This window comes from Methylocystis sp. Se48, from assembly GCF_056269425.1.
In genome coordinates this window covers 2188583-2202238 of record NZ_CM149850.1, presented here as the reverse complement: position 1 = coordinate 2202238, position 13656 = coordinate 2188583, and the positions used below count along the sequence as shown (strand labels likewise).

Below are 13656 nucleotides of genomic sequence, written 5' to 3'. Positions count from 1 at the left end.
TCTCAGATGTTTTCGAGAATGGCCTCAAGGGCCAGATAATATGAAAGCGGGCCGAAGCCCAGGATCACGCCCCGCGCCGCAGGGGAGATGTAGGAGTGGTGACGAAAACTCTCCCGCGCATGGACGTTGGAGAGATGCACCTCGATCACCGAGGCCTGCGCGCCCTTGATCGCGTCATAAAGCGCGATGGACGTATGGGTCAGCGCCCCCGCGTTGAGAATGACGGGCGCGCCTGCCTGTCCCGCCTCCTGAATCCAGGCGACGAGATCGCCCTCGCTGTTGGACTGTTTGAAGATCAGATCGGCGCCGCGCTCCGCGCAGCGTTTTTCGAGCGTCGCCCGAATGTCGTCGAGGGTGGCGGTTCCGTATATCGAGGGCTCGCGCTTGCCCAGAAGGTTGAGATTGGGACCGTTGAGCACGTGTACGGCTGGCATTGCGTTCCCGAACGATCCCATTGTTCCAACAAGCGCGACGCGCGTCTTTTCTTAGACTCATTGCGTCCACAAAGAAAGCCCGGCGACGCGTCCGGAAGACGGCCGCGGGCGCCGGGCTAAGGGGTCGCCGTCAGGCGTGGAAAGGCGGGCGCGCCCTGCTTCTCAGCAGGTCGCCTTGCCGCATTTCCGCATATTGTCGATCTTGGCTTTCAGCTGCGCATAAGGCAGGCCGCCGACGACCGCTTCCTTGCCGATCACCCAGGAAGGCGTGCCGTCGAACTTCAGCTGGTCGGCGAGCGTGGCGACTTCCTTCAGCGCCGCTTGAGTCTCTGGGCTGGCGGCGTCCTTTTCGAGGCGATCCATGTCCGCGCCCGCCTCCTTGGCGGCGGCCAGCGCCTGCGGCTTGCCGATATGGCCGCGGGTGGAGAGCAGCTTCTTGTGGAATTCCCAGAACTTTTGGGGGCTGAGCTGCATGCGCGCCGCCGTCGCGATCTGCGCGGTCTCGACGGAGTCGGCGCCGAGGATCGGGAAGTCCTTCAGGACCACGCGCAATTTGGGGTCATTTTCGATGAGCTTGGCGACCGAGGCGAGCGACTGTTTGCAGTAGCCGCAATTGTAATCGAAAAATTCGACGAGCGTGACGTCGCCGTCGGGATTGCCGACGACGGCCTGGTTGACGGAGCCGAGGAGCTTGTCGCCCTGCTCGTTCACGGCCTTTTCGCGCGAGGCCGCTTCAGCCTGCTTCTGGCGTTTCTCGAGTTCGTCGATCGCCTCGCGAATGACTTCCGGGTTGGCGACAAGATAGTCATGAACGATCTTCTCGATCCCCGTCTTCTGCGCAGCCGAAAACTCGCCGGCCGCCCGGGTCGTTGCCGTGGCCGCGAGCGACAGGGCCGCGACGGCGGCCGCGAGCGCGAGGGCGCGCCGCGGCGCAGCGGCCAGGAAATGGGGGAGGCGCATCTCTTTCTCCTTCGTGCGCGGGGCGTTCCGCTCGCGCGCTTCTAACAAACGGCCGGACGCCTGTCATTTGGCCCGGCCCGTTGCATGGCTCAGCGCAGATTCGACGTCGGATTGCGGACGCCGTCGTTCACCAGCACGGAACCGAGGCCGTAGTTGAACCGCGCCTCGCCGAGCGTGCGGAACTGCAGGGTCACCATCACGGACTGGTTGCGCGCCGGCAGGCCGGTGGTCGACTGCGGCTGATAGATCTGGGAATAGTTGACCGCCAGCGTGGTGCATTCGTCGTGATAGCCGACGCCCGCGCCGAGCGCCGCGACCGAGAACAGCGGCGCCGTGCCGACCACGTTGATGCCGCTCGACGTGGGGCAGACGCCGGTCAGACTCGTGCAGGAGTTGTAAAGATAACGGCTCATGTCGAAGGTGACGGTGCCGTTGAGGAAATAATGCTTCGTGAGGTCGTAGCGGCCCGTCGCCGAAAGACCCTGGCGGCGCACATCGAAGCCAATCGCCGGCTGCGACGAGTAGTTCGCGTATTGCAGCTCCAGGTGCAACGGATCGATATGGAATGTCGAGAGCAGATCGATCCGCCGCGCCCACATCGTGCTCTGGTCAAAGCGGGCCTTGGCCATGAAGCTGACGAAGGACGCCGGCGCGAAGGCGAAGCGGCCGACGATGTCAGACGTTCGCGTGTCGAGGCCCGAATTCAGGCCGACATTCGCGGCGTCGGCGGTCGAATAGGCGTTCGCGCCCGCGATCTGGGTCGACTGACCGAGCATGGCGTTGACGTAACCGCCGTTCGTGAGCGCCAGAGTCGCCTGGCCGCCGTAGTTGAGCCGGGTGCCGGTCTCGAAACGGTCGTAGCCTGAGAACTTGCTCCATTCGAACAGCGTCGAGTCGTCGAAGACGAGACTCTGCGCGTCGATGTTGACGAGCGAGGGGATGGACGTCTGGTTCGGGCGGGCGACGAGCTGAACGATCGGCTCGAAAACGATATTGCCGATGGGGCTTCTCGCCAGCAGCGGATAGCGCCACTCCACGCCGACGCCGGGCGTCGCTTGCCCCCGGAAGCGGTTGTCCGCGCCGTTCAGGAACAGTCCCTGATTTATGTTGGGAATCGGCGAATAGGTCGCCGACAACGCGTCGTAGCTGTAGATCGGGAACCGCCCCTGGCGGTCGTAGTTCAGATAGCTGCCGACGAAACGCGCGAAGGCGAAGGGCGTCCATACGCCGCCGATCGGGTCGATGACCTTGCGTTTCCAGTTCGCGCTGATCGTCGCGTGCTCGTAATCGCCGCCGACGCCGCGCAAGAGACACTGGCTGCCGTTGCGGTCGATCGTCGGCGAATAGATCGAACAGACGTTGTAGAGCCCGTAGATGACGTCGAGCCGGCGCGGATTGATCGATTCGTAGTTGGCGACGTCGCCCGACGTGCTCGTGACATTCGCGTCGAGTTCGACCTGTCCGCCGATCCCGGCGAATTTGGCCGGCTCGATGTCGAAGACGCGATTGTAGTCGGTCACCGGATGCACGACCGACTGCTGCGCCTGCACGTCGTTGGGCGACAGGACCTGGAAGTAATAGCCCCGCATGTCGAAGAAGCTGCGCGGGCCCTGGCCGTTCAGATAGATCGTCGACGACGCTTCGCGGAAGAAGTAGTTCTGAAGCAGATAGTTGTACTGCTTGTAATCTTGCAGGAAATATCGATCCGAGAGGGCCGTGATGTCCCAGCCCGCCCGCCAGCGGTCGTTGAGCGAGAACTCCCCCTGCGTCTGGAGCGCGCCGCGCCATTCCTTGCCGCCCGCGCCGAGCGGGGCGGCGGCGAAGGCGCCCGGATCGCCCACATGCGCGCCCTCAGCCCGGAACGACAGGCTGCCATTGTCGAAGCGCTTGCGGAACTCGCCGGTGAGGTAAGGCCCCTGACGGGAGAAGACGGCGGGCGTAATGGTCAGATCGGCGTCGGGCGAGATCGCCCAGAAGTAGGGTATGCCGAAGCCGGCTCCGAGCTGGGAGCGGTATGTGAAGACCGGCGTGAGAAAGCCGGATTTGCGCTTGACCGTCGGATCGGCCGACGACCAGAAGGGAACGTAGGCGATCGGCGTGCCGAGGAGCTCGAAGGAGGCGTCCTCGTAGTAGATCATCTTCTCGACGTTGTCGTGGATGATCCGCTTCGCTTTCAGCACCCAGGTGCGCGGCTTCGAGGGGTCGTCCTTACAGGCCTCGCAGGCCGTGTAGGCGCCCATCAGAAAGGTCGTGATGTCGTCGGCGCGCTCTGCGCGCGGCGAGCTGAAATGCGTGTCGTTGGCCGAGTCGACCTGCAGGCTTTCGATGAAGCCCTGCTTGAAGTCGTCGGTGAGGTCGAAACGCTCCGCGCGGGCGACGGTTCCGTTCGCTTCGGTGAGCTTCGCGTGGCCCTCCGCGAAAACGCGCGACGTGTTGCGGTCGTAGACGACGCGGTCGGCCTCTAGGATCCGGCCCTTGAAAAGGATCTGGACCTGTCCGCGGGCGGTCACCGTATTCTTTTTCTCGTCGTAGACCATCTCTCTGGCTTCGACGACCATGCGCGCGGCCGTATCCTGCGTCGCCGCCGCGGGGCGCGACGCCGCAAGGGCGGACGCTCCGGCGAAAACGGAGGCGCTGGCGAGAAGCGCGGGGAGAAGGCGGAGGCGGCGCGAGCCCATCAGCCGTCCTCCGAATAAAGTAAAGTGAGCGTGCCCAACATGCTCCCGACAAGCGCAGGCGACCATGCGGCGACGAGCGGACTGATCAGCCCCGCGCCCCCGAGATCCGAGAGGATTTTAGTTAACACGTAAAGCACGAAGCCTGCCACGACGCCACCCGAAAGGGTCTTCGCAACGCCGCCAAATCGAAAGAACCTTAACGAGAAGCTAGCGGCGACCAGAACCATGGCGACGAGAAGTAGCGGCCGGGCCAGAAGCGTCTGAAATTGCAACCTGTAGCCGGTGGCGTCGAGCCCCGCCTCAGCCGTCCGGGCGGTCATTTCCGGGAGATCCCAGAAGGGGGTGCCCTGGGGAGGCGTGGTCGCGGCGGCCGCCTGCTCGGGCGTGAGATCCGTCGCGAGCAGATAGGTCTTTACTTGACGGGCCGGCTCGCCGGGCGCGCTGATGGTGGCGTCCGTCAGCGCCCAGGCGCCAGGCTCCAGATGCGCCTTCCCGGCCTCGACGCGCTCGAGGAAGCCGCCATCTTTGCCGTAAATGTTGACGCTCACCGCGGTGAGGTCGATTCCGCCGTTCGACGAGTCCATGGCGTGGATGACGGCAAGGCCGTCGACGCCATGCTGGCGCAGCCACACGCTGTGGTCGATTCGGATGCTTCCCGGCACGCCGAAAAGCTCCAGCTCCATCTGGTCGGACCGCTGCTTCATTTCTGCGGAAAGAGGATTGTAAACGGCGATCGAAAAAATGCCGATGACGAGCGCCGCGAGCACGGGCGGCGCAATGAACTGCCAGACCGACATGCCGGCCGCCCGCGCCACGATCAGTTCGAGCTTGCGCGTCAGGTCGACGAAGGTCGCCATTGAGCCGAAGAGGACCGCGAAGGGCAGGATCATCTCGGCGGCCGCCGGCACCTTCATCGCCGTCATCAGCGCCACGACGCCCGCGCCCGCCTGCGGATTGTCGCTCGCGCGCCGCAGCATCTCCACGAAGATGACGACGAACATCAGGCAGAAAATCGTGAAGAAGATCGTCAGAATCGTGCGCGTGAAGCGCCAGGCGAAATAGCGGGTGATGGTGACGCCGATCATGACGACGCTCCGCGGACCGCGCGCATCGAAAGCGTCGGAGCGCAAATTCGCGTCTTCGTCGCCATCGGCCCCGGTTCGCTCCCGCTGTTACTGACTCGAGCGCCCGAGGCGACTCCGAAAGCCATGGCTAGACGCTGCCGGGCGCCCGCGCAAGCGGCGCCGATCTGTCGAGCAGGCTCCCAACGCATTCATTTACCGAACGTTGCTTTTTCGCAACGGAATCATCTTCCGTTCGGATCGCGGCGATTTGGGGGCATGATTTGACCCGCGCCCTTGGCCGCGATATTGCGCGCCCAACATTTCACAGCGCGGCCGCCGCCGGTCGGCGGCGCCTCCAGCGAGGCCAAAAATGTCTCTCAACGCGAAATTCGAGGTTCTTTCTTTCGACGGCGCCGAGGCGGCGCTGCGGGCGCCGGAGGACGCCAGCCGTCCGCGCACGCTCGTCGTCTTCGCGGGAACGGATCTCGCGATGGCCGATCGCGTCAAAACCCTGCTGAAGGATGCGAAGCCTCAGATCGACCGCGCCGCCGCAGCCGCGAAATTCAAGGGCAAGTCGGGGTCGTGTCTAGAAATTCTGGCGCCCGTCGGCGCGCCAGCAAGCCGCCTGCTCGTCATGGGCGTCGGCGCCGGGACGCCGGACGACGGCGATAAACCATTGAAATTCGAGGATTATCTTTCGCTCGGCGGCCAGACGGCGGCCAAGCTCGGGCAGGGCGCTTCGGCCGTGATTCTGTTCGACTTGCCGGAGGCGCCGGCGGAGCCCGCCGCCGCGGCGGCGCAATTCGCGCTCGGCGGCTGGCTGCGCGCCTATAAATTCGATCTCTACAAAACCAAGAAAAAAGACGACGCCGACAAGGACGGCGGCCCGATCGAGGCGGCGCTCGGCGTGGCGGACGAGGAGAGCGCGAAAGCGCTTGTCGCCGACGCGGCGCACACCGCCGAAGCGGTGGCTCTCGCCCGCACTCTCGTCAACGAGCCCGCCAATGCGCTGCCGCCGGCGGAATTCGCCCGGCGCGCCTCGGAGCTGATGAAGCTCGGCGTCGAGGTCGAAATCCTCGACGAAAAGACGATGGCCGAACTCGGCATGCGCGCGCTGCTCGGCGTGGGGCAGGGCTCCGAGAACGAAAGCTGCCTCGTCGTGCTACGCTGGAACGGCGGCGCCAGTGACGCCGCGCCCATCGCTTTCGTCGGCAAGGGCGTCGTCTTCGACACGGGCGGCATTTCGATCAAGCCCGCCGCCGGCATGGAAGACATGAAGGGCGACATGGCCGGCGCCGCTGCCGTCGCCGGCGCGCTCTACGCTGTCGCCGCCCGCAAGGCGAGGGCGAACGTCGTCGGCGTTCTCGGCCTCGTCGAGAACATGCCCGACGGCAAGGCCCAGCGCCCCGGCGACATCGTGAAGTCCATGTCGGGCCAGACGATCGAGGTCATCAACACCGACGCCGAAGGCCGCCTGGTGCTCGCCGACGCGCTTACTTACGTCATCGAGAAGCACAAGCCGGCGGCGATCGTCGATCTCGCGACGCTGACGGGCGCGATCCTTGTCGCCCTCGGGCAGGAATATGGCGGTCTCTTCTCCAACAACGACGAACTCGCGGACCGGCTGACCAAGGCCGGAACCGCAACTGGCGAGAAGTTGTGGCGCTTCCCGATGGGTCCCGCTTACGACAAGCTGATCGATTCCAAATTCGCCGACATGAAGAACACGGGCGGGCGTCACGCGGGCTCGATCACCGCCGCGCAATTCCTGCAACGCTTCGTCGGCAAGACGCCCTGGGCGCATCTCGACATCGCCGGCACCGGCATGGGCTCGCCCTCGAGCGACATCAATCAGAGCTGGGGATCCGGCTGGGGCGTGCGGCTGCTCGACCGGCTGGTGAAGGACTATTACGAGGGGTGAGGCGTACGCGCTGCCGCGCGCCGTCGTCGATCGTCCGGGAGATGAAAGACGACAGGCCCGCGGCCCTGCGCGAGTTCGCCGACGACAGCCCATGTCACGGGTCGGGGGAGCGCGCCAATGGTCGATATTTCCTTCTATCACCACCAGACGCGCCGGGTCGAAGACACGCTTCCGACTTTGCTGGAGCTCTCGCTCTCGCGCGGCTGGCGCGTGGCGGTCCAGGCGGTGAACGACGCGCGTCTGCGGGCGCTCGATCTGCATTTGTGGTCGTACAGGCGGGAAAGTTTCCTGCCGCATGGGACGAAGGCAGACGCCTCGCCCGAGACCTTGCCGATTTACCTCACCTGCGCTGACGACAATCCCAACCGCGCGGACGTGCGCTTTTTCCTCGACGGCGCCCATATCGCGCCCGTGCTCGCGCGCGAGGCGGCGCCCCGCGAACGCGCGGTTCTCCTCTTCGACGGCGAAGATCCGCACGAGCTGCAGAACGCCCGCGCGCAGTGGAAGGAACTGCGCGACTCGGGCCACAGGCTGATCTACCAGCAACAGGACGAGAGCGGCCGATGGGTGGAGAAAGCGCGCGAACCGAAAGCGACGTCATGAACGAGGCCGATTTCGCAGCCCGCCGCGCCAAAGCGCGCGAAAAACTCGACGCGATCGATCCGCACAAGCGCGAAGGCGGCGTCGCGGCCGACCCCAAACGCGCCGAATGGTTCGAGGCGGTTTACAAACTCGCGGGCGACGATCCGGCCGGCGTTCCCTGGGCGGGGCTCGCGCCGCATCCCGCGCTGTCGCAATGGCTCGAGGGGCGTTCGCTCGCCGGGTTGCGCGCGCTCGACGTCGGATGCGGGCTCGGCGACAACGCCGAGGCGCTGGCCGCCGCCGGCGCGCGGGTGACCGCCTTCGACCTCGTCGAACGCGCTGTCGATTGGGCGCGGCGGCGGTTTCCGCAAAGCGCGGTCGACTACCGCGCCGCTGATCTGTTCGCCCCGCCCGCAGAGTGGCGCGGCGCTTTCGATCTCGTGCACGAACTCTATACGCTTCAGGCGCTGCCTGCCGTTCTGCTGCCCGACGCCGCGCGGGCGCTCGCGTCATTCGTCGCGGCCGGCGGCGCCCTGCTGGTCATCTCCCGGGCGCGCGACGCGGCGCAGGCGGTCGACGGGCCGCCCTGGCCGCTGACGCGCGCGCAGATTGAGGCGCTCGCGATCGACGGCCTGCGCCTCGCGTCGCTGGAGGACATTCCGGCGAACGACGCGATCGTGCGCCACTGGCGCGCCGAATTTCGCCGCGAGGGCGGCAGGTGAGCGCGCCGCTTCTTTCCGTCGAAGGCGTGACAAAGAGATACGGCGCCGTCCTCGCGCTCGACGGCGTTTCGCTCGACGTCGGCGCGGGCGAATTCTTCGCGCTGCTCGGCCCCTCGGGTTGCGGCAAGACAACGCTCATGCGCTGCATCGCCGGCTTCGAGACGCCGGACGGCGGGCGGCTTGCGCTGCGGGGCGAGGATCTCGCGGGCGTGCCGCCCTATCGGCGGCCCGTCAACATGATGTTCCAGTCCTATGCGCTCTTCCCGCATCTCGACGTGTTCGAGAACGTCGCCTTCGGCCTTCGCCGCAAGGGAGAGCCGGAAGACGCGATTCGCACGCGCGTCGGCGAACTGCTGGAGATGACGCAGCTCGCGCCCTTCGGCCGGCGGCGCATCAATGAATTGTCGGGCGGGCAGAAGCAGCGCGTCGCGCTCGCCCGCGCGCTGGCGCCGCGCCCCGCCTTGCTGCTGCTCGACGAGCCGCTCGGCGCGCTGGATCGCAAGCTGCGCGAGGAGACGCAGTTCCAGCTCAAGGAAGTCCAGCGGAAGACGCAGACGAGTTTCGTCATCGTCACTCACGACCAGGACGAGGCGCTGGCGCTCGCCGATCGCGTCGCCGTGATGCGCGCGGGCAAGGTGGAGCAGATCGCCTCGCCGATCGACATCTACGAGAAGCCGGCGACGCGCTTCGTCGCGGGCTTCGTCGGCGAGACGAATTTCATCGAGGGCGCGGTCGCGCGCGACGGCGGCCCCGTTTTCGTCGCATCGTTTGCGCATCTGCCGCGTTCGGAATGCCTGCTGCCGGAAGGGGCGCGCGCGACGCTGAGCGTGCGGCCGGAGCGCATCGGCGTGGCGCGGGACGGGGAGGGCATTCCGGGCCGAGTGGAGGACTTTGTCTTTCGCGGCGAATATACGCTGCTGCGCGTGCGCGTCGCGCCCGACATGGCGCTGCGCGTCGGCGCGCACGCGGGGCGATTCGCGATCGGGGACGACGTGAAACTGACCATCGCGCCGGATGCGGGCGTGCTGTTTGCGGAGGAGGCGTGAGGATGCGACGCCTTTCGCTCGGCCAGCGGCTGACGCTCGCCGTTCCCTATCTCTGGATCGCGGCCTTTTTCCTCGCGCCGATGCTGCTCATCGCCAAGATTTCATTGTCGCGCTCCGTTCTGGCGCGTCCGCCCTATGAGCCGCGTTTCCTGCCCACGGACACATTCGCCGAATGGTGGGCGAAGGCGCAAACGCTCACGCTCGACAATTACCGCGCGCTCTTCGCCGACAGCCTCTATTTCGACGCATACGTCTCGTCGCTCTGGATCGCCGCCGTTTCGACGGCGACGACGCTGCTTGTCGCCTATCCCTTTGCGCTGGCGATCGCGCGCAGCCCGCGCCCATGGCGTCCCTTTCTCATCGGTCTCGCGGCCGCGCCCTTTTGGACGAGCTTTCTCATCCGCGTCTACGCCTGGATCGCGCTCCTCAAGGACGAAGGGCTCATCAACAACGCGCTGATGGCGTTGGGCGTCGTCGACGCGCCGATCGAGATGTTCGCGACGACCGGCGCCGTCGTCGTCGGCGTCGTCTATTCCTATCTGCCCTTCATGCTGCTGCCGATCTACGCCGCGCTCGAGGGACAGGACGCGAGCCTGCGCGAAGCGGCGGCCGATCTCGGCGCCACGCCGGCGCAGGTTTTTCTGCGCGTTACGTTGCCGCTCTCGCGCGAGGGCGTCGTTGCGGGCGCGCTGCTTGTTTTCATCCCGGCGGTCGGCGAATTCGTCATTCCCGATCTGCTCGGCGGCTCCGACACGCTGATGATCGGCCGCACGCTGTGGAACGATTTCTTCGCCAATCACGACTGGCCCGCGGCGTCGGCGGCGGCGATCGTTCTCGTGAGCATTCTCCTTTTTCCGCTCCTGATCTGGGAGCGCGCGCGGCTGCGGGAAGAGGAGGGGGGCCGATGAGCGCGGCCGCAAATGCCGCGCGCCGCGCCGTTCTCGCCGCCGGTTTCCTGTTCCTTTACGCGCCGATCGTCATTCTCGCCGCGATGAGCTTCAACGCGTCGCGTCTCGTTTCCGTCTGGGGCGGCTTTTCGACGAAATGGTACGCCGCGCTTCTGGACAACGATCTTCTGATCCAGTCCGCCAAGGTCAGCCTTGCGGCCGCGGCCGTCTCTGCGACCATCGCGACCTGTCTCGGGCTGCTCGCCGCCATTGCGCTCGCGCGCTACGGCGCCTTTCGGTCGCGGATGCTGTTCTTCGGCGCGATTCATGCGCCGCTCGTGCTGCCCGAGGTCGTGCTCGGCCTGGCGCTGCTTTCCTGCTTCGTCACGCTGGGCGTCGGCCGCGGCTTCGGGACGCTCGTCATCGGCCATGTGACGCTGACCATGTGCTTCACCACGGTTGCGCTATTGTCGGCGCTGCGCGGCTGCGATCCGACGTTCGAGGAAGCGGCGATGGATTTGGGCGCGACGCCGGCGAAGGCTTTCGCGCTCGTCGCCTTGCCGCAGATCGCGCCGGCCATTGCGAGCGCCTTCCTCCTTGCCTTCACGCTCTCGCTCGACGATCTGGTGATCGCGAGCTTCGCCACGGGGCCCGGCGCGACGACGCTGCCGATGCGCATCTATTCGCAGGTGAGGCTCGGCGTTTCCCCGCAGATCAACGCGATCTCGACGCTGCTGCTCGGCCTCGTCGCGGTCGCGCTGGGGGTTTCGGCGCTCGTCATGCGGGCGGGGAGGCGCAAGGGATTGTGACGCGCCGCGCGCGCGCCAGATAGAGATCATGGCCTTCAACTGGTTTGCGTCGCTACCGAATTTCATCACGATTGGCAGGCTGGTCTTGACGCCGGCGGCCGTCATGATGATCGTCGATCGCAGATGGCCCGAGGCCTTCGTCATCTTCGCCGTCGCGGGCGTTTCGGACGCGCTCGACGGCCTGCTCGCCAAGACCTTCAGCCTCCAGTCGGAACTCGGCGCGGTGCTCGATCCGCTGGCCGACAAGGCGCTCATCGTTTCGATCTATATTTCGCTGGCGATCGCCGGCGATTTGCCGCCCTGGCTCGCGATCCTCGTCGTTTCGCGCGACGCGTTGATCCTGGGCGGCGTGCTGGTGGCGTGGTTTCTGGCTCGCCCTGTCAAGGTCAGGCCGCACTTTTCCTCGAAGATCACAACCGCCTTGCAGATCGCGCTCGCCGGATTGGTCTTGGCCGGCGAGGCCTACGGCCTGAGGTTGGACGAAGCACGAAGCGCGTTGATCGCGAGCGTCGCCGCATTGACCGTTGCTTCCGCGGGCGTCTATCTGTCGCTCTGGGTCCAGTACATGAGGCCGTGAGCAATGGCGCGGAAGGATCAGCCGGCGGCCGCCCGTAGTCGGGGCGCGCACAAACCAGCGGACGAGTCTATGACGGTCGCGGTTGTCGATGTCGAGCCGGGCGACTCACTCTCGCGAGGCAGCGTCAAATGGGCGGGGCTGAGCCTGGAGCGTCAGCTCATGCTCTGGGGGATCACGCTTCTCGCACTGGCGGCGGTCCTGTATCTTTTGAGTCCGGTCCTCGCGCCCTTCGTCGCGGGCACGGCGCTGGGCTATCTGCTGGATCCCGTCGCGGACCGCCTGCAACGCATGGGCGCGTCGCGTCTCGGCGCGGCGCTGCTCCTGCTCGTCGCCTTCATCGCTTTCGTCGTGACGGCGCTCGTCGTCCTCCTGCCCATTCTCTCGCATCAGCTGACCGGATTCCTGACCGCGCTGCCCGGCTATCTACAGACTCTGCACGGCCTGATCACGGACTGGAGCGAGCAATTCACCAACGAGACCATCAACCAATGGCTCGAGAAATACGGCCTCGGCGCCGCGGGCGCGAGCTTCGACGCGCAGAAATATTTCAACGACCTCGCCAGCCAGGGCGCGGCGCTGGTCGGGGATTTTATCAAGTCGCTCGTCTGGCGCGGCTATGCGCTGATCAACGTCATATCTCTCATCGTCATCACCCCGGTCGTCGCCTTTTACATGCTGCTCGACTGGGATCACATGGTCCAGATCATCGACGATCTGGTTCCGCCGCGTCATCGGGAGGACGTGCGGATGCTCGCGCGCGACATCGACCGCGCGCTTGCGGGATTCGTGCGCGGACAGTCGCTCGTCTGTCTCTTCCTGGGGGTCTGGTACGCCGTGGGGCTCTCCGCGATCGGGCTCAATTTCGGCTTTCTCATCGGCGTTATCGCCGGCTTTCTGAGTTTCGTCCCCTATGTGGGGTCGATCACGGCCTTTGTCCTCTCGATCATCATCGCGGTGGTGCAAGCGTGGCCGCATATCAACCTCCCCATCGAGGCGATCGCCATCGTCTCCACCGGCCTCGTCATGGACGGCTACGTGCTCTCTCCGCGTCTCGTCGGGGCGTCCGTCGGCCTGCATCCCGTGTGGATCATGTTCGCGCTGCTCGCCTTCGGCGCCCTCTTCGGCTTCACGGGCCTCATCGTCGCGGTTCCGGCCGCGGCCGCGCTTGGCGCCCTGATGCGGTTTCTCGCCCGCCGCTACCGCGCCAGCGCGCTCTATCGTGAGAGCCCTTACGCCCGCGACAGGGCCTGAGCCGCTATGGGAGGGGGGGGCCGGCCAGTCCAGCTTCCGCTGGAGCTGCCGCTCGCGCCGCGCTACGGCCGCGACGACTTCCTGCGTGCGCCCTCCAACGAAGCGGCGCTGGCGATGGTGGAGCGCTGGCCCGACTGGCCGGACAGGATTTTGCTGCTTGTCGGCCCGCCGGGGAGCGGCAAGAGCCACCTGCTCGCGATCTTCACGGCGCGCGCTCATGCCTGCCGCGCCGATCCGTACGCGCTGCCTGACGTCGGGCGCCTTATGGCGCAGTCTCCGGCCGCCATCGTCATCGACGACGTCGACCGCGCGACGGACGAGACCGCCCTTTTTCATCTGCTCAATGTCGCGGTGGAGAACCGGGTCTTCGTGCTGATGAGCGCGCGCCGGCGGCCGACCGCCGCCGACGTCCGGCTTCCGGATCTTCTGTCACGATTGCGTCGCGCCCCTGTGGTGGAAATCGGCGCGCCCGACGACGAGCTGATGCGCGCCGTGCTGGAGAAGCTGTTTCGCGACCGGCAACTGCTGGTCGAGCCTCCGGCGCTCGCCTATGCCGCGCTGCGCCTGGAACGCTCGCTGGACGCCGCGCGCGCTTTTGTCGCGGCGCTGGATCGGGAGGCGCTCGCCCAGCGGCGTCCCGTGACCCGCGCGCTCGCCGCGCAGGTGATGGAGCGCTTCGCCGGGCCGCCGCCCGGCGCGGAGGAGTGAAGGCGCGACGTTTTCGC

General features: G+C 66.3%; 13 protein-coding genes. 9 read left to right on the top strand and 4 right to left on the bottom strand.

Annotated elements, in window-relative coordinates:
* Window positions 1-2: 2 nt before the first annotated feature.
* The 4 genes from aroQ to lptG all read right to left on the bottom strand — a co-directional run bounded on the left by aroQ (window position 3) and on the right by lptG (window position 5157).
* Window positions 3-434 carry a type II 3-dehydroquinate dehydratase gene (gene aroQ, locus ACV959_RS10855; RefSeq protein ID WP_475736624.1) on the bottom strand — a complete coding sequence of 144 codons (432 nt, stop codon included), beginning with the start codon at window positions 432-434 and terminating at the stop codon, window positions 3-5.
* Between the two features lie 162 nt (window positions 435-596).
* On the bottom strand, window positions 597-1394 hold the full coding sequence (locus ACV959_RS10850) for a DsbA family protein (protein WP_475736623.1): 798 nt from the start codon (window positions 1392-1394) through the stop codon (window positions 597-599).
* Between the two features lie 89 nt (window positions 1395-1483).
* Window positions 1484-4072: an LPS-assembly protein LptD gene (locus tag ACV959_RS10845; protein WP_475736622.1), complete on the bottom strand. Its 2589-nt coding sequence runs from the start codon at window positions 4070-4072 to the stop codon at window positions 1484-1486.
* Window positions 4072-5157 carry an LPS export ABC transporter permease LptG gene (lptG, locus tag ACV959_RS10840; protein ID WP_475736621.1) on the bottom strand — a complete coding sequence of 362 codons (1086 nt, stop codon included), beginning with the start codon at window positions 5155-5157 and terminating at the stop codon, window positions 4072-4074. The genes ACV959_RS10845 and lptG overlap by 1 nt, the downstream gene beginning before the upstream one ends.
* Window positions 5158-5506: 349 nt before the next feature.
* Between lptG and ACV959_RS10835 the strand changes: the two genes are divergently transcribed.
* From ACV959_RS10835 to ACV959_RS10795, 9 genes are all read left to right on the top strand, one after another.
* Window positions 5507-7057: a leucyl aminopeptidase gene (locus ACV959_RS10835; RefSeq protein ID WP_475736620.1), complete on the top strand. Its 1551-nt coding sequence runs from the start codon at window positions 5507-5509 to the stop codon at window positions 7055-7057.
* Window positions 7058-7174: 117 nt separating this feature from the next.
* Window positions 7175-7660, top strand: coding sequence for a DNA polymerase III subunit chi (locus ACV959_RS10830; RefSeq protein WP_475736619.1), 486 nt, complete (start codon window positions 7175-7177; stop codon window positions 7658-7660).
* Complete coding sequence (locus tag ACV959_RS10825; RefSeq protein ID WP_475736618.1) at window positions 7657-8361, top strand: class I SAM-dependent methyltransferase; 705 nt, start codon at window positions 7657-7659, stop codon at window positions 8359-8361. Before ACV959_RS10830 ends, ACV959_RS10825 begins: the two co-directional genes overlap by 4 nt.
* Window positions 8358-9407 carry an ABC transporter ATP-binding protein gene (locus ACV959_RS10820; protein WP_475736617.1) on the top strand — a complete coding sequence of 350 codons (1050 nt, stop codon included), beginning with the start codon at window positions 8358-8360 and terminating at the stop codon, window positions 9405-9407. Before ACV959_RS10825 ends, ACV959_RS10820 begins: the two co-directional genes overlap by 4 nt.
* Before the next feature lie 2 nt (window positions 9408-9409).
* Window positions 9410-10315, top strand: coding sequence for an ABC transporter permease (locus ACV959_RS10815; RefSeq protein WP_475736616.1), 906 nt, complete (start codon window positions 9410-9412; stop codon window positions 10313-10315).
* A complete protein-coding gene (locus ACV959_RS10810) occupies window positions 10312-11103 on the top strand; it encodes an ABC transporter permease (RefSeq protein WP_475736615.1) in 792 nt (263 codons plus the stop codon). The genes ACV959_RS10815 and ACV959_RS10810 overlap by 4 nt, the downstream gene beginning before the upstream one ends.
* A 28-nt stretch (window positions 11104-11131) precedes the next feature.
* Window positions 11132-11680 carry a CDP-alcohol phosphatidyltransferase family protein gene (locus ACV959_RS10805; RefSeq protein ID WP_475736614.1) on the top strand — a complete coding sequence of 183 codons (549 nt, stop codon included), beginning with the start codon at window positions 11132-11134 and terminating at the stop codon, window positions 11678-11680.
* Window positions 11681-11749: 69 nt separating this feature from the next.
* The gene (locus ACV959_RS10800) at window positions 11750-12931 is read left to right on the top strand and encodes an AI-2E family transporter (RefSeq protein ID WP_475736613.1); all 1182 of its coding nucleotides are present in this window, start codon (window positions 11750-11752) and stop codon (window positions 12929-12931) included.
* Between the two features lie 6 nt (window positions 12932-12937).
* Window positions 12938-13639, top strand: coding sequence for a P-loop NTPase family protein (locus ACV959_RS10795; protein WP_475736612.1), 702 nt, complete (start codon window positions 12938-12940; stop codon window positions 13637-13639).
* Window positions 13640-13656 lie beyond the last annotated feature (17 nt).

What these genes read in the sequence shown, in the direction of transcription:
- ACV959_RS10815 (WP_475736616.1), top strand. Translation starts at nt 9,410, where the DNA reads ATGCGACGCCTTTCGCTCGGCCAGCGGCTGACGCTCGCCGTTCCCTAT.
- ACV959_RS10795 (WP_475736612.1), top strand. Translation starts at nt 12,938, where the DNA reads ATGGGAGGGGGGGGCCGGCCAGTCCAGCTTCCGCTGGAGCTGCCGCTC.
- ACV959_RS10835 (WP_475736620.1), top strand. Translation starts at nt 5,507, where the DNA reads ATGTCTCTCAACGCGAAATTCGAGGTTCTTTCTTTCGACGGCGCCGAG.
- ACV959_RS10830 (WP_475736619.1), top strand. Translation starts at nt 7,175, where the DNA reads ATGGTCGATATTTCCTTCTATCACCACCAGACGCGCCGGGTCGAAGAC.
- ACV959_RS10845 (WP_475736622.1), bottom strand. Translation starts at nt 4,072, where the DNA reads ATGGGCTCGCGCCGCCTCCGCCTTCTCCCCGCGCTTCTCGCCAGCGCC.
- ACV959_RS10805 (WP_475736614.1), top strand. Translation starts at nt 11,132, where the DNA reads ATGGCCTTCAACTGGTTTGCGTCGCTACCGAATTTCATCACGATTGGC.
- ACV959_RS10850 (WP_475736623.1), bottom strand. Translation starts at nt 1,394, where the DNA reads ATGCGCCTCCCCCATTTCCTGGCCGCTGCGCCGCGGCGCGCCCTCGCG.
- ACV959_RS10825 (WP_475736618.1), top strand. Translation starts at nt 7,657, where the DNA reads ATGAACGAGGCCGATTTCGCAGCCCGCCGCGCCAAAGCGCGCGAAAAA.
- ACV959_RS10800 (WP_475736613.1), top strand. Translation starts at nt 11,750, where the DNA reads ATGACGGTCGCGGTTGTCGATGTCGAGCCGGGCGACTCACTCTCGCGA.
- ACV959_RS10810 (WP_475736615.1), top strand. Translation starts at nt 10,312, where the DNA reads ATGAGCGCGGCCGCAAATGCCGCGCGCCGCGCCGTTCTCGCCGCCGGT.
- aroQ (WP_475736624.1), bottom strand. Translation starts at nt 434, where the DNA reads ATGCCAGCCGTACACGTGCTCAACGGTCCCAATCTCAACCTTCTGGGC.
- lptG (WP_475736621.1), bottom strand. Translation starts at nt 5,157, where the DNA reads ATGATCGGCGTCACCATCACCCGCTATTTCGCCTGGCGCTTCACGCGC.